The 18,891-nt window shown below is 70.7% G+C and carries 19 protein-coding genes and 1 pseudogene; 9 read left to right on the forward strand and 11 right to left on the reverse strand.

The window, feature by feature from the left end; all coding sequences use genetic code 11:
- Nucleotides 1-231: 231 nt before the first annotated feature.
- On the forward strand, nucleotides 232-1,479 hold the full coding sequence (locus P3T34_RS04590) for an IS110 family transposase (RefSeq protein ID WP_280664677.1): 1,248 nt from the start codon (nucleotides 232-234) through the stop codon (nucleotides 1,477-1,479).
- Between the two features lie 220 nt (nucleotides 1,480-1,699).
- On the opposite strand, the gene P3T34_RS04595 is transcribed toward P3T34_RS04590, so the two are convergent.
- The gene (locus tag P3T34_RS04595) at nucleotides 1,700-2,821 is read right to left on the reverse strand and encodes a glycosyltransferase (RefSeq protein WP_280664678.1); all 1,122 of its coding nucleotides are present in this window, start codon (nucleotides 2,819-2,821) and stop codon (nucleotides 1,700-1,702) included.
- Nucleotides 2,822-3,028: 207 nt separating this feature from the next.
- The gene (locus tag P3T34_RS04600) at nucleotides 3,029-3,802 is read right to left on the reverse strand and encodes a MerR family transcriptional regulator (RefSeq protein WP_280671827.1); all 774 of its coding nucleotides are present in this window, start codon (nucleotides 3,800-3,802) and stop codon (nucleotides 3,029-3,031) included.
- A gap of 335 nt (nucleotides 3,803-4,137) precedes the next feature.
- On the opposite strand from P3T34_RS04600, the gene P3T34_RS04605 reads away from it, so the two are divergent.
- Nucleotides 4,138-5,358 carry a serine hydrolase domain-containing protein gene (locus tag P3T34_RS04605; RefSeq protein WP_280664679.1) on the forward strand — a complete coding sequence of 407 codons (1,221 nt, stop codon included), beginning with the start codon at nucleotides 4,138-4,140 and terminating at the stop codon, nucleotides 5,356-5,358.
- Nucleotides 5,359-5,478: 120 nt separating this feature from the next.
- Nucleotides 5,479-5,895: a VOC family protein gene (locus P3T34_RS04610; RefSeq protein ID WP_280664680.1), complete on the forward strand. Its 417-nt coding sequence runs from the start codon at nucleotides 5,479-5,481 to the stop codon at nucleotides 5,893-5,895.
- A gap of 76 nt (nucleotides 5,896-5,971) precedes the next feature.
- Here P3T34_RS04610 and P3T34_RS04615 read toward each other — a convergent pair whose 3' ends face one another.
- Nucleotides 5,972-6,436: a VOC family protein gene (locus P3T34_RS04615; protein ID WP_280664681.1), complete on the reverse strand. Its 465-nt coding sequence runs from the start codon at nucleotides 6,434-6,436 to the stop codon at nucleotides 5,972-5,974.
- 200 nt (nucleotides 6,437-6,636) lie between these two features.
- Between P3T34_RS04615 and P3T34_RS04620 the strand changes: the two genes are divergently transcribed.
- The gene (locus P3T34_RS04620) at nucleotides 6,637-6,843 is read left to right on the forward strand and encodes a hypothetical protein (RefSeq protein WP_280664682.1); all 207 of its coding nucleotides are present in this window, start codon (nucleotides 6,637-6,639) and stop codon (nucleotides 6,841-6,843) included.
- Between the two features lie 36 nt (nucleotides 6,844-6,879).
- Nucleotides 6,880-7,107 carry a hypothetical protein gene (locus P3T34_RS04625; RefSeq protein WP_280664683.1) on the forward strand — a complete coding sequence of 76 codons (228 nt, stop codon included), beginning with the start codon at nucleotides 6,880-6,882 and terminating at the stop codon, nucleotides 7,105-7,107.
- A 108-nt stretch (nucleotides 7,108-7,215) separates the two neighbouring features.
- On the opposite strand, the gene P3T34_RS04630 is transcribed toward P3T34_RS04625, so the two are convergent.
- The 7 genes from P3T34_RS04630 to P3T34_RS04660 form a co-directional block, all read right to left on the reverse strand.
- Complete coding sequence (locus tag P3T34_RS04630) at nucleotides 7,216-7,935, reverse strand: ABC transporter ATP-binding protein (RefSeq protein ID WP_280664684.1); 720 nt, start codon at nucleotides 7,933-7,935, stop codon at nucleotides 7,216-7,218.
- 2 nt (nucleotides 7,936-7,937) lie between these two features.
- Nucleotides 7,938-8,891 (reverse strand): ABC transporter permease, encoded by a 954-nt coding sequence (locus tag P3T34_RS04635; RefSeq protein WP_280664685.1) that lies wholly within the window; start codon nucleotides 8,889-8,891, stop codon nucleotides 7,938-7,940.
- 27 nt (nucleotides 8,892-8,918) lie between these two features.
- Entirely contained in the window at nucleotides 8,919-9,926 is a 1,008-nt protein-coding gene (locus P3T34_RS04640; protein ID WP_280664686.1) for a TauD/TfdA family dioxygenase, read from the reverse strand.
- 27 nt (nucleotides 9,927-9,953) lie between these two features.
- The gene (locus P3T34_RS04645) at nucleotides 9,954-10,985 is read right to left on the reverse strand and encodes an ABC transporter substrate-binding protein (RefSeq protein ID WP_280664687.1); all 1,032 of its coding nucleotides are present in this window, start codon (nucleotides 10,983-10,985) and stop codon (nucleotides 9,954-9,956) included.
- Nucleotides 10,982-12,358: an LLM class flavin-dependent oxidoreductase gene (locus tag P3T34_RS04650; protein WP_280664688.1), complete on the reverse strand. Its 1,377-nt coding sequence runs from the start codon at nucleotides 12,356-12,358 to the stop codon at nucleotides 10,982-10,984. Before P3T34_RS04650 ends, P3T34_RS04645 begins: the two co-directional genes overlap by 4 nt.
- A gap of 238 nt (nucleotides 12,359-12,596) precedes the next feature.
- Nucleotides 12,597-13,832, reverse strand: a complete 1,236-nt coding sequence (locus P3T34_RS04655; RefSeq protein ID WP_280664689.1) for an ROK family transcriptional regulator — start codon at nucleotides 13,830-13,832, stop codon at nucleotides 12,597-12,599.
- A gap of 272 nt (nucleotides 13,833-14,104) precedes the next feature.
- On the reverse strand, nucleotides 14,105-14,830 hold the full coding sequence (locus P3T34_RS04660; RefSeq protein WP_280664690.1) for a maleylpyruvate isomerase family mycothiol-dependent enzyme: 726 nt from the start codon (nucleotides 14,828-14,830) through the stop codon (nucleotides 14,105-14,107).
- 192 nt (nucleotides 14,831-15,022) lie between these two features.
- On the opposite strand from P3T34_RS04660, the gene P3T34_RS04665 reads away from it, so the two are divergent.
- A complete protein-coding gene (locus P3T34_RS04665) occupies nucleotides 15,023-15,343 on the forward strand; it encodes a nuclear transport factor 2 family protein (RefSeq protein WP_280664691.1) in 321 nt (106 codons plus the stop codon).
- A gap of 30 nt (nucleotides 15,344-15,373) precedes the next feature.
- On the opposite strand, the gene P3T34_RS04670 is transcribed toward P3T34_RS04665, so the two are convergent.
- Nucleotides 15,374-16,000, reverse strand: a complete 627-nt coding sequence (locus P3T34_RS04670) for a DedA family protein (protein WP_280664692.1) — start codon at nucleotides 15,998-16,000, stop codon at nucleotides 15,374-15,376.
- Between the two features lie 428 nt (nucleotides 16,001-16,428).
- Here P3T34_RS04670 and P3T34_RS04675 point away from each other — a divergent pair, with 428 nt between their 5' ends.
- The 3 genes and pseudogenes from P3T34_RS04675 to P3T34_RS04685 all read left to right on the forward strand — a co-directional run.
- Nucleotides 16,429-17,121 carry a prephenate dehydrogenase gene (locus P3T34_RS04675; RefSeq protein WP_280664693.1) on the forward strand — a complete coding sequence of 231 codons (693 nt, stop codon included), beginning with the start codon at nucleotides 16,429-16,431 and terminating at the stop codon, nucleotides 17,119-17,121.
- Between the two features lie 148 nt (nucleotides 17,122-17,269).
- Nucleotides 17,270-17,524, forward strand: a complete 255-nt coding sequence (locus tag P3T34_RS04680) for a hypothetical protein (RefSeq protein ID WP_280664694.1) — start codon at nucleotides 17,270-17,272, stop codon at nucleotides 17,522-17,524.
- A 301-nt stretch (nucleotides 17,525-17,825) separates the two neighbouring features.
- Nucleotides 17,826-18,602, forward strand: a pseudogene (locus P3T34_RS04685) (AfsR/SARP family transcriptional regulator); the annotation flags it as partial.
- Nucleotides 18,603-18,891: the final 289 nt, after the last annotated feature.

Genomic DNA, 18,891 nt, shown 5'->3' on the forward strand with positions numbered 1-18,891 from the left:
GGGCCCTTTCGGTCCCGCCCCGTGGCCGGGAAAATTTGGGGCGGTGTCCGTCCGGATGACGTCGATGGTCCTTGGTGCCGAACGTCGAGCCCGCTGAGTAGTCGGACGCGGGGGCCGAGTGCAGGAGTCCAGTGATGTTGCCTTGAGCACGCAAGAGAGAGTCTTCGAATCCTGTGGCCCCGGATGGACGGACACCGCCACCGATGTTGGGGATGAGAGGCAGGGGCGGGCATGGATGTGCTGGAGGAACGGTGCGGGGGCGCCGATCTGAGCAAAGCGGATGTCAAGGTGTGCATTCGGGTGCCCGGCACCGGAAAGCGTGCCCGCTACGAGGTCCGCACGTTCTCGACCATGAACGACGGCCTGTTGGAGCTGCGGGACTGGCTCGTGGAGAACAGGGTCACCCGGCTGGGCATGGAGGCGACGGCGTCGTACTGGAAACCGCTGTTCTACCTGCTGGAGGCGACCGAGGGGATCGAGCCGTGGCTGCTGAACGCCCAGCACATCAAGACCGTCCCCGGGCGCAAGACCGACGTGAAGGACTGTCAGTGGATCTGCCGGCTGGTCGAGTACGGCCTGGTCCGCCCCAGCTTCGTGCCCCCTCGTGACATCCGACAACTGCGGGATCTGACCCGATACCGCACCGAGACCGTCCGTGATCGCGCCCGCGACGTGAACCGGCTGGCGATGTTCCTGGAGGACACCGGGATCAAACTGTCCTCCGTGGTCAGCGACATCACGGGGCGCTCGGCACGGGCCATGCTGGATGCCCTGGTGGCGGGGGAACGCGACCCGCACGTGTTGGCCGACCTCGCTCTGGGCAAGCTGCAGGGCAAGGTCCCGCTGCTGACCCGGGCGTTGACCGGCAGCTTCAGCGGGCACCACGCGTTCATGGTCGCCGCGATGCTGCGAGCCATTGACGAGGCCGACGACCGGATCATCCGCCTGAGCGAGGAGATCAACCGGCAGCTGCGGCCACTGCGGCAGCAGGTGGACCTGCTGATCACCATTCCCGGCATCAGCCTGACGCTGGCCCAGGTCCTGATCGCCGAGGTCGGCGTCGACATGGGCCGCTTCGCCACCGCCGGACACCTCGCGTCCTGGGCCGGGATGTGTCCGGGCAACAAGGAGTCTGCCGGCAAGCGCCTGAGCGGCCGGACCCGTCACGGCGACACCTGGCTCAAGACCGCCCTGTTCATGGCCGGCGCCAGCGCCGCCCGCAGCAAGAGCACCTACCTGGGCGCCCAGTTCCGGCGGTTGGTCCCGCACCGCGGCGCGAAACGCGCAACTCTTGCGGTCGGGCACTCCATCCTGGTCGCCACCTGGCACATCCTGCACGACCTCGTCCCCTACCGTGATCTCGGCCCCGACCACTTCACCAACCGGCTCGGCAAGGAACGCCAGACCCGACGCCTGCTCGCGCAACTCACCGCCCTCGGCCTCAACGTCACCGTCACTCCCCACGAGGAAGCCGTCTGAACTGCGCTGTTGCGCGCCAGCGCACGTCATTTTCAAGAGAGAGAGAGAGAGAGAGGTCGTCGGTCATCACAGGGAGTGCGGTCGCGAGGGAGTCCAAGTCAGTCTTCACACACCGACGTTGGACTCCCTCCTTCCACGCGCGCAGGCAGTCAGCGCGGGTTCAGGGCTATCCGGAGTTTCCGCACACTCACTTCGATGGACTTCGGCTTCGCTGCTGGGTTCATCGGTGGAGCCCTTCGAGCAGGGGAATCGTCTGCTCGGCTCCCGGTAGCGCGTTGATCTCCTCTCGGACCCGCTCGGCGGCGCGGCGGTAGGCGCCGTCGGCGAGCACAGCCGATACCGTCATGCGCACTTCCTCCGAGGTGACAGTGACCGGGTCCAGGACCTGGGCGATACCGAGTTCGACGCACCGCTGCGCGTTGTACGGCTGGTCCGCACCCAGGGGGAGCAGGACCGACGGCAGGCCGTGGGCGAGCGCTCCCATGAGGCTGCCGGAGCCTCCGTGCGAGACGACCAGATCGCACTGCGGCAGAAGCAGCTCCTGCGGAACGAACTGTTCGACCCGGACGTGGTCGGGCAGCGGCCCGAGCTCTGCGGGGTCGACGCGCTCACCGACGGTCACGACCACGTTCACGGGAAGCTCCCGGAGCCCGGCCATGACCTTGGAGAACAGGTCAGTGGTGTTGTTCACGGTGCCGAGGGTGAAGTACACAGTGGGCGTGCGCGGCGTGGCGTCAGCTGGACTGATGGCTGTCTGTCGGAACGAGAAGGTGCGTGCCGGCAAGGGGAAGCGCGGGTTTCGGAAGCTCGGCGGGAACGGCGACAGAACCAGGTGCCGGTCCAGCATGGCGAGTTCGGGGTCCGGCGGCAGGCCGTATGCGGATCGCAGCTCGTGCAGTGGCTCGGCGACGACTTCCTTGCGCAGAAAGCCCCCGGCCGCGAGCACAAGGACAGTCGCGCAGGGAAGTGCGAGCGATTCGGCCGCGATCGCGGTGCCGAAGTCGACCTCGTCACGCACCAGGACATCGGGCTTCCACGCACGGGCAAGTTCAAGAACCGCCGCAGCATGCCGCCGAGCCCCGCGCCGGGCGAAGCCCTCTGCGAGCTGCCGAACATCCGCTTCCGGATCGGGTATCTCCAACGTCCGGCGGTCCGCGGCTTCCGCGCGTCTGCGCGGCTCGCTCGTGGCGAAGGCAGTGAACCCGGCGGCTGCGATCTCGGGCCCCCTCCCGCCCGCACCGGCAATGGCGACCGTGTGACCTGCGGCTTGAGCTGCTCGGGCCACGGGGATGAGAGGGCGGAAGTGACCGCTGCCACCGATGAACGTGAACAGGATTCGCATCGGGCGATGCTACCGGCAACGGACCCGTCCGAAGCCAGGGCTTCGCGCAGAACCGGTAACCGGGCTGACAGCTGCCATGGCAGCGTCCCCAAGACACCAGGCCCACATACTCGCCGGCAAACCTAGTCTTCGCGCTCGCCCGCCATGGCAGCCGAGGGACCCGACCGCATCGCGGCCGGGTCCCTCGTCGTTTCGTGCTCCCGTGGGTCAGCTCAGCCGGGCGTCGGCGTAGACGACCATCGCATCGCGCTGGTAGACGGCCAGTCCGTCGGTGATCTTGTCGTAGTTCGCACGGAACTGCGGGTCGTCGACGTAGGTCTGGCCCAGCCCCTTGTAGGCCGCCGCGTTCGGGGTCCAGAACCGGCAGACGCTCCGGTAGTGGGCGTCCACCTCGGCCTGCACCGCGGGATCGGCAACCGGTGTGCCGGCCACCATGAACTCCGCAATGCGGATCATCTGCGCCGTCGCCTCACGCTGCCACCGCTCCTGGTCCTCGGCGGTCATCGCCTCGGTGGCCTGCCGGGACTGCTCCCATGCCTCGGGCCAGCGCTCGCGCACCTCGGCCTCGCGGGCGGCGTCCGCAGCGGAGGGCTCGAATCCCTCGAAGAGGTTCTCCGGCCTGTTGATCTTTGCCATGTCGTTTCCGTCCTTGCCTTCCTCCAGTTCGGCGATGGTGCGCCCGACCGTACGAGCGAGCGTGTCCAGCCGGTCCCGCTCGCCCAGAAGCCGCCGATGGTGCTCGCGCAGCACGGCGAGCTGATCGACCTGGCTGTCCAGAACCGCCTGAATCTCACGCAACCCGAGGTCCAACTCCCGCATCAGCAGAATCTGCTGCAGCCGCAGCAGATCGGCCTCCTCGTAGTAGCGGTGCCCGTTGCTTCCGATCCACGCGGGCGGCAGCAGACCGATCTCGTCGTAATGCCGCAGCGTCCGGGACGTCACCCCGGACATCCGGGCCACATCCGCGATCGACCAGGCCATCGCCGTGCCTCCCATCACTGGGCCTCCCATCACCGGGCCAGTCTCTCCGGCCACAGAGATGACCGTATGAGTTGACGCAGCGGCAAGCACAAGCCGGAACCCGCAGCACGTCCGCGCCGACTTACCGGAGGAGGGCGCAGCACACCCGACCGAGCGCGCCTTCAGTCCGGTTCTCGGGGGCGTGGGCAGAGGCGGCGTCAGGGGTGGTGTCAGGGCCGGCTCAGGGCCTGGTCAGGGCCCGGTCAGGGTGGATCCCGGATGGCCGGGCGGGCATGGTCCAACAGAATTCTCGGTGTCAGCAACTGGGCCACGAACCACTGCCAGGGAGTACCGAGATGACCATCACCGCCGTAAACCGCCGTTCCGCCCAACGCGGTTGGGCCGGCGCGGGAGCGATCGGCGCGCTGGTGGTCGCGCTCACCGCCGGGGCCGCGACCGATGCCCAGGCCGCCGGCACGCTACCGCCCCCGAACGCCCAGGCCCTGCGCGCCTCGATCGCCGGCCTGCCGAACGCTCAACTCACCAGCGCGGTGGTCCTGGTGGACGGCAAGAACGGCCACTGGTCGGGCACCTCCGGCACCGGTGACCTGGTTACCGGCCGTCCGGTGGCGGCCGACGGGCGGTTCCGGATCGGCAGCATCTCCAAGGTCTTCACCGCCACCGTGGTGCTGCAGCTGGCAGCCGAGCAGCGGGTGGACCTGAACGACGCCATCCAGCAGTACCTGCCCGGTGTCCTGCCGGCCTCCTATCCGTTGATCACCGTCCGTCAGTTGCTCAACCACACCAGCGGCCTGCCCACCGGCGGCGACCTCGGCGGGGACGACGGCAGCGCGCAGTGGTTCGTCGACCACAAGGCCGAGGGCTGGACGCCGCAGCAGGTGGTGGCCGAGGCCGGCACCCAGCCGATGCAGTTCCAGCCGGGCACCGCCCAGCAGTACAACGGCCTCAACTACTACCTGGCCGGTCTGCTGGTCGAGCAGGTCACCGGCCACTCCTACGCGCAGGAGGTGAATGCGCGAATCCTGCGCCCGCTCGGGCTCCACGACACCTCGCTCCCGGCCGCCGACGACACCCGGCTGCCGGACCCGACCGCGCACGCCTACCTGACCGTCACCCGGCCGGACGGCTCGACCACTCAGGTCGACGTCACCCGGCAGAGCCCGTGGCCGTGGGCCGAGGGCGGCATGATCTCCAGCGCACCCGACCTGGACCGCTTCCTGACCGCGCTGCTGCGTGGCCGGCTGCTGCCTCCCGCGCAGCAGGCCGAGCTGTACTCGGTACCGGACGTGCCGAACTTCCAGAACCCGAACTGCGACCTCGGCCCGACCGCCGGGCACGCCTGCTTCAGCACCGGACTGATGCGGTTCAGCCCGTCCGACGGTGTGGTGCTCTGGGGCAAGACCGGGAGCCGCCCCGGCTACAGCAGCGGCATCTTCGCCACCCAGGACGCGGCCCGCGACCTCGTCTACTCGCTCACCCCGACCAGCCGCAACGGCGCGTCGTTCGCCGCCCAGTACGGGATAGCCAGCGCTGCCTTCAACCTGGCCGGCCACTGAGTGTGCGCCGTTGGAACTGCAGCGAGGCGCGCGGAGATCGCGATCGAGCCGGAACCGGATTCGGAACCGGATCGGACCTGGAGTCAGAACCGGAGTCAGAACTGGGCTAGAAAGGTCGGCATGGAACTCACCCAGATACGCCTGCTGGTCTCCGACTTCCCCGCCGTCTACCGCTTCTACCGGGATGTGCTCGGGCTCAAGCCGCAGTTCGAGGCCGAGAGCGGCCCGTACGCCAAGCTCAGTCCCGATACCGGACACGCCGCGATCGCGCTGCAGGATCGGGCGCAGCTGGCCGACGTGCTGGGGCAGTTGGGGTCGGAGCCGGAGGGCTACCGCTCGCTGGTGGTACTGCGAGTGGACGACCTCGACGCCGCCCACGCCGAACTCACCTCGCGGGGAGCGGAGTTCACCCGAGCCCCGGGCCCGATGGGCGAACGGATACGGGTCGCATACCTGGAGGACCCGGAAGGGAATCTGATCGAGCTGCAGGAGTGGCTGGCGCTGCGCGCGCCGGCGGCGGGTAGCGCGCCGGCGTAGGAGCGGGCTCAGCGGTGCCCCCGCCCCCGGGGTCGGCGGGGGCCTGCGGGGGCCTGCGGGGTGCGGCGGGGATTAGTTAGCCGGCATCCTCCAGGGCCTGGATGTCGATCTTCTTCATCTTCATCATGGTCTCCATGACGCGCTGCGCCTTCACCGGATCGGGGTCACTGAGCAGCTCGGGCAACCGCCGGGGCACGATCTGCCAGGACAGGCCGAACCTGTCCTTCAGCCAGCCGCACGGGCCCTCCTCTCCGCCGTCGGTGAGCTTGGCCCAGAGGTCGTCGACCTCGTTCTGGTCCGCGCAGTCGACCTGGAGCGAGATCGCCTCACTGAACGTGAACAGCGGGCCACCGTTGAGCGCGATAAAGCGCTGCCCGGCGAGTTCGAAAACGACTGTCATGACCGCGCCGGCCTCCCCTGGGCCGGCCTCGCCGTAACGGTGCACCTCGAGAACCCTGGAGTCGTCGAAAACTGAGGTGTAGTGTTTCGCCGCATCCTCCGCCTGCGAGTCGAACCACAGGAACGTGGTGATCTTCTGCATGGCCGCTCTCCTCTGCCTCCACGCGCGTCACTGCCGCAGTCAGCACCACTGCAGTCTGCACTCCCGCACTGGCCGAAAGGCTCCCCATGAAGCGTTTCGCACCAGGCGAGCCGTCGCCACTGGAGGGCAATTCGGTGGGTGTGGAGGCCACCTGCGGCGGGCAGGCGAGGGGGAGAGGGACTGGTGGGTGGAGGTGTGCGATGTCGGTCATGGACGGCGCTCCGCTGACGGCGCAGGAACGGCAGAGGTTGCAGGAGATCGAGGCGATGGCACGACTGGATGTTCTGCTGGACAGGGAGTTGACCACGATGACTCTTCGCCCGATGCGCCGGGCCCTGGCCCGGATGCGGCACACCGCAGCCGAGCTGGTACGGCGAGTGGCCGGTCGACCCGCCGAGCAGGGCTGACCGCCGGTCCTGCCGCTCGCTCACCCGGTCGGCCCAGTGAGCCGACCACGCGAGCACGGCGGGGCCACCATGGACGACATGACCTTCTGGGCCCCCGAACCCGAGTACTGCCAGGACGCCCGACCGCTGGAAGAACTCCTGGACAGCGTGCGTACCGCAATCGATGACGCCCCACACGACGTCCTCGACCGCCGCCAGCGCGCAGCGGACCGCTCGCTGCTGGACCACCTCGACAGCACCACCTGGCCGGCAGCTGACGGCTGACGGCTGACAGATTCTGATATCGGTCAGTTGATTGTCACCTCCGGCTCGATGCCCGAACCGGTAACGGATGACAGTCGACAGGTAGCAGATACCAGATGGCAGATTCTGTCAGCTGACAGCCGTGGCCGCCGCCTCCTGCACACCCAGCTCCCCCAGCAGTGCGGAGCGCAGTGCGGCGAAGTCCGGGTGGGTGCGCGGGCGCGGGGCGGGGAGCGCGACCTCGTGAGGTGGGCCGAGGCGGCCGTCGGTGAGGACGATGACGCGGTCTGCCAGGAGGACGGCCTCGTCGACGTCGTGGGTGACCAGGAGGACGGCGGGGCGGTGCTTGCGGCAGAGGTCACGCAGGAGGGCGTACATCCTGATCCGGGTCAGGGCGTCCAGGGCGCCGAAGGGTTCGTCGAGCAGGAGCAGCTCCGGCTCGCGCACCAGCGCTCGGGCCAGGGAGACGCGTTGGGCCTCGCCGCCGGAGAGGGTGACCGGCCAGGCGCGGGCGTGGTCGGCCAGGCCCACCTCCTCCAATGCCGTCAGACCCGCCTGGCAAGCGCCCTGCTTCGGCAGGCCGAGGACGACGTTGTCCAGCACGCGCTTCCAGGGTTGCAGCCGGTGGTCCTGGAAGACCACCGAGCGCCGCCGTGGCACCAGCAGTTCGCCGTCGTACTCCGGGTCAAGTCCGGCCATGGCCCGCAGCAGCGTGCTCTTGCCGGAGCCGCTTCGGCCCAGCAGTGCCAGGAACTCACCCCGCCGGATCTCCAGGTCGACCCCCGCCAGCACCGCGCGCCCGTCGAACGACCGCCGGATGTCCCTGCCCAGTACCGCCAGTTCAGTCACTGTCACCCTCCATCGAATCCGCGCCGCCACACCAGCAGGCGCCGCTCCAGCAGCCGTACCAACCCGTCCGCCCCCAGGCCGAGCAGGCCGTAGATCAGCAGGCCCAGCACGATGATGTCGGTGCGGTACCAGGCCTGCGCCTGGTTCATCAGATAGCCGATCCCGCTGGTCGCGTTCAGCTGCTCGGCGATGATCATCACCAGCCAGGCGCTGGTCAGCGCGAACCGCAGGCCGATCAGGAAGCCGGGCACCGCGCCGGGAAGGATCACGTGCCGGATCAGTCCGGCCCGCCCCAGACCGAGCACCCGGCCCGCCTCGACCAGCCGGTTCTCCACACCCCGGATGCCGGCATAGGTGTTCACATACACCGGGCAGGCGGTGGCGAAGGCGACCAGGGCGATCTTCGGCGCCTCGCCCACTCCGAACCAGATGATCACCAGCGGCAGCAGGCCCAGCGCAGGCAGCGCCCGGATGACCTGCATGGTCGAGTCGACCAGATCCTCGCCCAGCCGGAACAGCCCCGCCAGTACGGCGAGCAGGACGCCCAGGCTCACCCCGATGGCCAGACCCTCGACCACCCGCTGCAGCGAGGCCAGCAGGTTGCTCTGCAGCTCACCGTCCCTGGTCAACTGCCAGGCAGCAGAGATGACTTGCCCCGGAGTGGCAAGGATTCGCGGATTGATCTGCCCCAGCATGCCCAGCGCCTGCCAGCTCAGCAGGACCAGGACCGGGCCGGCCAGCCGCCGCACGCCGCGCGGCAGCGGTATCCACAGACGGGCCGAGCGGGCCGAGCGGGCCGAGCGGGCCGAGCGGGCCGAGCGGGCCGAGCGGGAGGAACGGCTGAGCGTCGAGGCGTCCACCAGTGTCGCGGACGCCTGGGCGCCGGGGACCGTTCCGGGGGCGAGTTCGGGGGCCGCAGCGGTGGGCACAGCAGTGGGCACAGTGGTGGACGCCATGACGGTTTTCCCTTCCAGGAGGCGGGCTCAGGAGGTGACGGCGACCCGGTGGTCGGCCGTGAACGGGCGCCCGGCGACCAACTCCGACTCCTGCCCGTCGGGGCCGACCGGCACGTCGCCGATCAAAGTCACCCGGTGCAACCGGCGTTCGACGTCCAGGTGCTCCAGGTCGCGCGGGGCCAGGTGCGCGGTGGCCCGGTTGTCCCAGAAGGCGACCTGGCCCGGTTCCCAGCGCAGCCGCACGGTGTACTCGGGACGGGTGATCTCCGCGTAGAGCAGCTCCAGGATCAGCTTGCTCTCGCGGGCGTTGACACCCACGATGTGGCTGGTGAACCCCGGATTGACGAAGAGCGCCCGCTCGCCGGTCTCCGGATGCACCCGCACCACCGGGTGCACGGCCACCAGCAGGTTGCCGTTGATCCGCTTGGCGTAGTCGCTGTCGCCGCCCACCCTTCGGCTGCCGCCGTAGCGGTGCTCGGCGCGCAGCGTGTCGACGAAGGCGCGGACCGGCGCCGACAGCCCCTCGTACGCCGCGACCAGGTTGGTCCACTGGGTGTCCCCGCCGAACTCCGGCACGTGCTCGGCGCGCAGGATCGAGCCGGCGGGCGGGTTGACCGCGGCCGTGACGTCGGTGTGCCAGCCGTCGAAGTAGGAGTAGCGGGTCTTGCGGTAGTCGTCGAGGAAGTCCTTGCCGTAGCGCTCCTCGAAGCGGCGCGGGTCGATGGTGAAGATCTCGGGGTGCTCCTCGGGCGGGGTGTCGTCGTGCGGGTGGGCGTAGGTGAGTTCGCCAAACTGGCGGGCGAAGGCGATCTGGGTGGCGTGGTCCAGGGTCTGGCCGCGGAAGAAGACCACCTTGTGGCGGTGCAGGGCCTGGCGGATCAGCGCCACGCTCTCGTCCGACAGGGGGAGGCTCAGGTCGACGCCCTCGATGTCGGCGCCGATGTGGCCGGCCACCCGGCGTACGGTCAGCCCAGTCGCATCGGTGGACGTGATCGACGTGGTCGCATCGGTGGTCGCATTGGTCGACTCGGTCATGGCAATTCCCTTCTGGTGGTGTGTGGGTTACTGCTGGTTGGGGGCGACGACAGCGCCGAAGTCCTTGACCACATCGGCCGGGAACTCGGCGCCGACGTCGAGCTTGGCCGGGAGCAGGCCGTTGGCCAGGAACAGGTCGGCCTGGCGCTGCTGGGCGCTGCGGACGGTCCCGTCCAGGACGGCGTAGCGGCTCTCGCCGGAGGCCTGCCAGATCAACGTGCCGGCCGCAGGTGTCTGCTTGTCGACGCCGACGTAGTACGCGGCGATCCAGGCGTCGGCGTGGGCGGTCGACCAGCTGGTGGCCTTGATGACGCGTCCGATGAAGTCCTCGGCCGCCGCGCGCTCGGCGGGTTTGGCCAGTGCGGCGCGCGAGGCCAGCCAGAAGCTGTAACCGGACGAGACCTGCCGGCCGTTGATCAGCTGGACCCCGCCGGGGTGGTCGGCGTCGTAGTTGACGAGATCCTGCGGGGCGGCGGTGGCGGCGTCCACCGTGCCGGACTCCAGCACCTGGCCGACGTTCTGCAGTGGCACGTCGACCGCGGTGATGTCCGACTGCTTGAGCTTCGCGGTGGCCAGCGCCTGGATCAGGAAGCCCTGGTTGGCGGTGCCCTTGGAGTACGCGACCTTGCGGCCCTTGAGGTCGGCCAGGCTGTGGATGCCGGATCCCGCGCGGGCCACCAGGGTGTAGCCGGCGCCGACCGTGTGGCTGGCCGCGACCACGTCCACCGGCAGCCCGGCGGCCGCCGCGTAGATGGCGGGGGTGTCGCCCATGACACCGAGGTCGATCGCGCCGGCCGCAAAGGCCTGGTTGACCAGCGGGCCGCTGTTGAACTGGTCGAACACCACCTTGTAGTCGGCGCCGTCCAGGGCGTGGGAGCTCGCCAGCAGGGTCTGGAAGTCCTTGCCCTGGTCGCCGATCCGCAGCGTCACCCGGCCAGGTGACTTCGCCGCTCCGTCGGCTGTGGCGCTGCCACCACAGGCCGCGAGCAGCGGGAGCAGCGGGAGCAGTGCCGCGAGGGTCGCGGCGAGCGGGGCACGGCGGGGCTTTGCGCGTCTCATCGCGTTCCTTCGGGGACGTGAGGGGTGGTGGTGCGGCGATTGGCGTCGTGGGTGGTGTAGCGGTTGGCGGGGCGGGGCAGGCCGTAGTGCTCGCGCAGGGTGGCGCCCTCGTACTCGGTGCGGAACAGGCCGCGCTCGCGCAGCAGTGGCACCACGTGCTCGGTGAACAACTCCAGGCCATCGGGCAGGATCGGCGGCATCACGTTGAAGCCGTCCGCCGCGCCCTGGGTGAACCAGAGCTCGATGTGGTCGGCCAGCTGCTCGGGCGTGCCCACCACCACCTGGTGGCCTCGTCCGCCGCCGAGTCGGCCAATGAGCTGACGCAGCGTCAGCCGGTCGCGTTCGGCCAGGTCGCGGACCAGTTCGAAGCGGCTCTTCGCGCCGTTGATCACGGTGACCGGAGGCAGCGGCGGCAGCGGCTGGTCCAGCGGGTGCTCACTGAGGTCCACCCCGAGCATCGTGGACAGCGTTCCCACTGCCCTTGCCGGGCTGATCAGTTGGTCAAGCTCCTGGTCCAACTCCTTTGCCTCGGCCTCGGTTGAGCCGAGCACCGGCACCACACCGGGCAGCACCTTGATGTGGTCCGGGTCGCGGCCGAAGCCCACGGCCCGGCGCTTAAGGTCGGTGTAGAAGGACTGGCCCTCGGCCAGCGTCTGCTGGGCGGTGAAGACGGCCTCGGCGAAGCGGGCGGCGAAGCCCCGGCCGTCGGCGGAGGAGCCGGCCTGCACCAGCAGCGGGTAACCCTGCGGCGGGCGAGGGATGTTGAGCGGGCCGAGCACCTGGAAGTGCTCACCCCAGTGGTCGATCTCGTGCAGCCGGTCGGGTGCGGTGAGCGTGCCGGTGGCCCGGTCCAGCAGCAGGGCGTCGTCCTCCCAGCTGTCCCAGAGGCTCTGCGCGACCTCCAGGTACTCGGCCGCTCGCCGGTAGCGGGCCGCGTGCTCCTGGTTCGCGGTGCGGTTGAAGTTGCGGGCGGCGCGGTCGCCGGCCGAGGTGACGATGTTCCAGCCCGCTCGTCCGCGCGAGAGGTGGTCCAGCGAGGCGAACTGCCGGGCCAGGTTGTACGGCTCGGTGAAGCCGGTGGAGACGGTGCCGATCAGGCCGATCCGCTCGGTGCTCACCGCGAGTGCGGCGAGCAGGGTGAAGGGCTCGAAGTGGCTCACCCAGGCGTTGGTGCCCGGTTTCGGGCCCTCGACGCCGTCGGCGAGGAAGACCGAGTCGAACGCGGCCGCCTCCGCCGTCGCCGCCAGCCGCTGGAAGTGGCGGATGTCGGCCAGGTCTGCGGGGTTGGTGCGGGGGTGGCGCCAGGCGGCCTCATGGTGGCCGACGCCCATCAGGAAGAGGTTCAGGTGCAGTTGCCTGCGGGATGCGGACATGCTGAAGGGGCTCCGGGGTCGCAGAGAGGTGGTGGCAGAAAGGTGGTGGCGGAGGGGTGGTGGCGGAGATGTGGTGGCGGAGGGCGGGTCAGCGGCTCGGAACGGCCACGAGCGCTGTCAGCGGGACTTGAACGGGCGGAAACAGCCCAGCCCGGCGAAGTGGTGCAGGCGGAAGGCGTTGACGGGGTGCCGGCCTGCGGCTGCCCGGTTCATCGCCTTCTGCTGTGCGTCCATGGGTTCAGCCTGCCGTGATGTGCCCTGGTGGGCAATGATTTGTGACGGTGTGGAAGTAACTCCCGCTGGTACGCAGAGCCAACGGGTCCTGGTGCACACTGGCGAGCACCGGCGCACCGGCCGCGACGGCCAGCGCCTGAGTGCCGAACGAGCCTGCCAGCACCACCTGTTCGGCACCCGGGCCGAGTTCGTGGTGCAACTCGGCCAGCAGTTCGGGCAGGTACGTCGTGACGGCTTCGGTCAGCACCAGGACGTCCGGTCCGATCATGTCCAGCAGCAGCCCCACGGCGTGCGCGAGCAGGCGTAGGCGTTCGCGGCACAGCTCCAGCGCGTCGGCGTCGCCGCCGCGCGCGGCGTCGAGCAGCAGGCCCAGCTCCGGGCGGGGGATGATCCGGCCGCGCGCCGCGCGTTCGGCAAGGGTTCGGTCCGAGACCGTGGCCTGCAGGCAGCCGGTGCGTCCGCACGGGCAGACCTGTCGCGAGCCAGGCACCGGCAGGTGCGCGATGCCGCCCGCCCGGTTGCGGCGTCCGCGCAGCAGGCTGCCGCCGGCGGCGATCGCGGCATCCACGACGTTGCCGACGAACAGGTGGACCAGATCGCCGTGCCGGGCCGCGCCGAAGAGCGTCTCGGCCCGGGCCAGCGCGCGGGCGTGGCTGTCGATGTGGATCGGCAGCCGGATGCGGCGCGCGAGCACGGCGCGCAGCGGCACGTCGCGCCAGCCGAGGGCGGCGTTCTCCACCAGCGTCCCGGCGTCCGGATCCACCCACCCACCGGTGACCACGCCGAGCCCGAGCACCGAGCGGCCGGTCGCATGGCGTGCCAGGAACCCGGGCAGGTGGCGCGCGATGTCACGCAGGACATCCGGCGCCTCGGCCTGGCGCGGTCCCTGCTCCTGAGCCACCACACGGCCGCGCAGGTCGGTGAGCGAGAAGGTGAGCCGCGGGGCCGCGATGTGCACGCCGGCAGCCAGGTGGTGCGCGGTGTCGATGTCCAGCGGCACCCGGGGACGGCCGGGCCGGGGCGGCTGGCGGGCCGGCGGCGGCGGTTCGTGGACCAGGCCGAGCGCGAGCAGTTCGGCGGCGTGCCGGGAGACCGAGGCGGGGCTGAGTCCGGTCTCCCGGCTGATGGCCGAACGGGCCAGCGGACCCCGGTGCAGCGCGGCACGCAGCACGGCGGCTGCGCCGTCGGGTTGTTCGGGCCCGGCCTGCGGTACGGGCGTGGCGATGAGAGCGAGCGGCATCGGCGAGTCCTCGGTCGACGTTCCGGCGGGGGCGGCAGCGGCGCCGGTGGCCCACGGGCGCCGCCGGCGAGCGGCGGGCGGGGCTACCGGCTGCCGGAACAGGTCGGTGAGGTCATGCGCCGATGCTGGCGCGGTCGCGGCGTGCGGTCAATGGACGCGTGTTACGGGGGCATGGCAGTCTCGCGCGGGCCGAAGAGCGCGGGTCCCGGGCCGGCCGGGGTCAGGTCCAGCTCGCCGTCTGGCCCAGTCAGGTGTCAGGTCCAGCTCGGGTGTCAGGTCCAAGCCGGCGACGGGGGCATCGGCCAGCTGGGCGGCGTCGGCAGCAGACGGTCGGCGGAGGCCGCGGCGAGCGCGGTGTCGGGCAGTCGGCCGCTGAGCCAGCCGAGGACGGCGTGACCTGGGCCGCTGACCTGCGGGCCGGTCGGGGACAGTGTCCAGGCCCGGCCGAGGTCGACGGCCTCGATCCGGGCGACCGGGAACTCGCGTGCCCGCAGCGCGGCGGCGGTGTCGTCCAGAGCCCACGCCACGTACTCGGCAGGCCAGTCAGCGGTGCGGTAGCCGACATCGAGGTCGACGTGATGGGTCTCGAACTCGCGCCAGGCGCGGTGCAGCGTGTACCAGGCCGGGTGGAGCCAGCCCGCCAGGGCCGGGACCAGGGTGTCCCAGGCGTCGGCGGGCATCGCCACGCACTCCTCGGCCAGGCGGGCGAGCCGACTGCCCAGGTCGGCGGTGAGCTCGGCGGCGGGGCGTCCCGCGCCGTCCTGGACGGCCCGGGTGATCGCGTCGGCGCCCTGGCGCGGCGCCGGCTCCGCACCAGTGCGGGCCAGCGCGAGCAGCCAGAGGTAGGCGTCGACACTGCGGGCCACGTGGGCGACGACGTGGCCGCGGGTCCAGCCGGGCAGCGCGCAGGGCGCGCGCAGGTCCGCGTCGCTCAGCGCGGCGACGGACGCGCCGAGCCTGGCTCCGGAGCGCCCGATCTCATCGATGGTGGTGTGCACAGCGGTACGGTAACAGCGGCCTGCGGCGGCGGTTGAGCCTGCCTGGCACGCCGGGAACTGACGTCCCGCCACCTCGTCGGGCGCCCGGGTACGGTGACGGCTTGAGGCCGTGAGCAGCTCGCCGCACCGGCCCGATCAGACCCCTCCACCAAACCCCTGCACCAAACCCCTGCACCCCACGAGGAGCGTCCCGTGATCCCCACCGACCAGCTGTCCGACCCGGCCGTACGCGCCCTGGTCACCGCCATCAACGCGAACGACCGTGCTGCCTTCCAAGGGGCGCTGACCACCGACGCCACCATGTCCGACGACGGCGCGGACCGGGACCTCGGCCAGTGGTCGGACCACGAGATCTTCGCCTCCCGCGGCCATATGGACATCGAGTCGCAGAGCGCCGACGGGCGGTCGCTGGTCGCCCGCTACCGCAACGACACCTGGGGTGAGATGCGTACCAAGTGGCATTTCACCGTCTCCGACGGCAAGGTCAGCCGCTTCGACACCGGGCAGGCCTGAGCACCGGACCCGGCCCCTGCTACCCCGCCCTCACTCCGGGGCACGGCGGCGGCGCAGCAGGTAGCGGATCAGCAGCACCAGGACGACCGCACCGACCAGGATCAGCAGGTAGACCTGGAAGCGGATGGCCTGCCGGTAGATCGGGCCGATGTCGGTACCGGCCGCATAGCCGAGTCCGGACCAGACGCCCACCCACAGGACGGCGCCCAGTGTGTTGAACGCCAGAAATCTGCGCCAGCGCATGCCGCTGATCCCGGCCAGCGCGCCGCTGGTCTGGCGCAGCCCGTCGATGAAGCGGGCGACGACGACGACTTTGCCGCCGTTGCGCTGGAAGAACCCTTCGGCCTTGGCGAACCGCTCCGGGGTGAGCAGGACGTAGCGGCCGTAGCGATGGACGAAGGCCCGTCCGCCGCTGCGGCCGATCAGGTAGCCCAGGCTGTTGCCCGCGATCGCCGCGGTGAGGGCGACTGCGACGACCGCCGCGATGCTCAGCCGACCCGCGCCCGCGTACACCGCGGCCGCGATCATGACGGTCTGTCCCGGCACCGGCACCAGGCAGTTGTCGAGGAAGACCAGCGTCCCCACGGCCAGATAGCCGTAGTTCTCCAGCAGCGGCGCCAGCGGGGCCAGCGCACCCGGCAGAACCGGAGTCGTCACGACATCACCGTTCCCTTCCTCGCCCCTCCTCTCCCCCCATCCTCGTCCAGCGCGGGGGTTCTGCGCGGAGCCGGGCCGACGGGACGGAGTCGATCACCCCGGTGCACGAGGACGATGGGCACGTTCGGGGTGCTGGTGGCGTAGGAAGCACCGCGGTCGCGTCGCAGGGAAGCAAGGGAGGCAGGGGCACAGGCAGGGGCAGGAGCTGGCCACGGACCTGGGTGTGAACAGCAGGTCGAATCCGCCGACTTCTCTCGCACAGTCGGCGTGTTTAGCTCTTTCGAGTGTCCTTGGTGCGCTGATGCGACGGTCCGATGTGGAAAAAATTGGATGTCGTATGGCAACGGCCGGTGTCCACCGGGTAGAAGCCGTACAGTCGTTGGAGGCGACCGCAAATGTGGTCGTGTCGTGAGTGAAGCGAGGACACCTTGGCGATCACGTTCGGGACACACAGCAGCGTCGAATCCACCGTTGCTCTGCTGGAGGCGGAGCTTCCGCGGCTGGAGGGTCAACAGCACACGCTGGAACAGGAGTTGGCTGCGGTAACCGAGCGTCTGGATGCGGTGCGCGGCGCACTGAGCAGCCTGCGCTCGCTCGCCGCAGCGCCGCTCGTGCAGGACGGGCCGGCCATCGAGATCCCTGCGGCCAGGGAACCGGCGGCAGTTGAGCAGGCCGCGGTCGAACAGGCCGCGGCTGAAACGGCCGTGGCTGAAACGGCGGTCGAGCCGGCCGCCGCCCGGCCGGCCAGGAAGCGCACCCCGAAGGCTCCGGTGCCCGCCCAGCGCGCGGCGCAGCCCGTCCGCCGCAAGCGGGCCACGCCCGCCGCGAAGCCCGCGCCGGCGGCCGTGCCGGAGCCGGCTCCGGAACCCGTAGCGGTGGCGGTGCCGGTTGAGGCGAAGGCGGAGAAGCGGGCCACCAGGGTCTCGGACGACGCCCTGAAGGTCCTCGCCGAGGCCACCGGAGCCCTGCGGGCCACCGAGGTCACCGTCGCCCTCGGGCGCGCGGAGAGTGACGTCAAGGCGGTGCGCGCGCTGCTGGAGCGCCTCGTCAAGGCCAACCGCGCCCAGCGCCCGTCGCGTGGCCTGTACGCGGCGCTCGCCAAGGCGGGATCCGGCAAGTAGGCAGCCGTCCCGATCGGACGACCCGGCGGCCGTGCGGGTGCCCACCCGCCGCGGCCGCCTCGTCCGGCCTGCCCGACACCGCCGTTCGCACGGCGCGCTCACCACCGAGGGAGCCGAGGCGCCGGTCCGGAACCTGCACAATGGCCCGATGACCAGCGCACACCCGGGCCCGCGCGGCCTGACCGCCCTCATCCCGCAGTTCCCCGTCAGCACGCCCGGCGAGCGGGCCGCCGCCCAACTGCTGCACCTGCGCGAGGCCGTGCTTCCCATCCCGGTCATCGCGGCGGCCGCCGAGCTGATCGCCGCCCGCCTGGACGACCCCGACCCGGTGACCCGCGAGGCAGCCGGCGCGGTCCTCGCGCGCCTGACCGCCGCGCTGGACGGCGCCGCACCGGAGCGCTGAGAGACGGACTCCCGAGGGACGGACCGCAGAGAGACGGCGTGCCCGGATGCTGGAGTGGCGCTCGAATCACGCTCGAGTTCCGCTGACCTGGCGTCTCAATAGGGTGGAATCATCGGGTTCTTGGGCCAATGTTAACGGAAATGACCATCCGCAGCGTTGACTTGTCCGAACGGCAGCCCGTACGTTCTGGGCCCAAGGATGTTGTCGCCGCCAGGTCAAGACGGCGGCAACCGCCCACCTGCGGGGCGATGTCGAGTCCGCCGAGGTCCGTGCGGCATATGTACGACACCGGGAGGCACATGTGGGCGAGGCCGAGGGGATTCCCGACGATGTCACCCCGGCCCGCTTCACGGTACTCGGGCTGCTCGCGATCGCGGACAGCCGCGAGGTCGCCGTCCTCCAATCCTCCAAGCCGGCCGCGCTGTTAGCCGCCCTGCTGGTCAATCCCAACTCCGTGGTGTCCGTCGAATCGCTGCAACGCGTGATCTGGGGCAGCGAGACGCCGGCCACCGCGAAGGCCGCTCTGCAGACCTGTGTCCTGCGACTTCGCCGGCTCTTCGGCAAGTACGGGATCTCGGGTCACACCATCGAGGCAGTGCCCGGCGGCTACCGGATGGCGGCCGACGAACGGACCCTGGACCTGCTGCAGTTCCGCGCGCTGCTGAGCCGGGCCGCCGCCGCGCCGGACCCGGCCGCCGAGTTGGAACTGCTCCGCTCGGCCCTGGCGCTGTGGCGGTTACCGGTGCTCAGCAACGTCAACTCCGAGTCGCTGCACCGCGAGGACGTCCCCCGGCTGACCGAGGAGTGGCTGCGCACCGCCGAGCGGATCTACGACATCGAACTGGCGCTCGGCCGATGTCGCGAAGTGCTGGTCGAGCTCTGGACCGCCGCCCACGCGCACCCCGTGCACGAGCGGTTCTGGGAGCAGCTGATCGAGGCGCTCTACCGGACCGGCAGACGGGCCGAGGCGCTGGCCGAGTACCGCAGGGTGAAGGAACACCTGCTGGACGAGCTCGGCGTCGACCCCGGCCCTGACCTCCAGCGCCTCGAACTCGCGATCCTGCGCGGGGAGTCGATACCGGAGCAGCCGGCGGGCGAGCCCGCCGTGGAAACCGGCGCCGCCGGTGGGGTGAGCGGTCCGGCCAGTGGCGCGCTGGTGCTGGAGAGCCTGGTCCGGGCCGGGCTGCTGGAGGAGGTGCCGCACGGGCGGTACCGCGTCCACGAACTTCTGCGGGCCTTCACGCTCGCAGCCGCCGGCAGCCGGGCCCGGGCGCCGGCCGATCGCCCCGCGGAGCCGTGACACCCCGCGCTTCGCCCAGCAACTTCGACTCCCCCGGCGGCAGACAGCCGCTCCGCTGCGTTCGACA

The organism is Kitasatospora sp. MAP12-44 (assembly GCF_029892095.1).
Lineage (GTDB): Bacteria > Actinomycetota > Actinomycetes > Streptomycetales > Streptomycetaceae > Kitasatospora.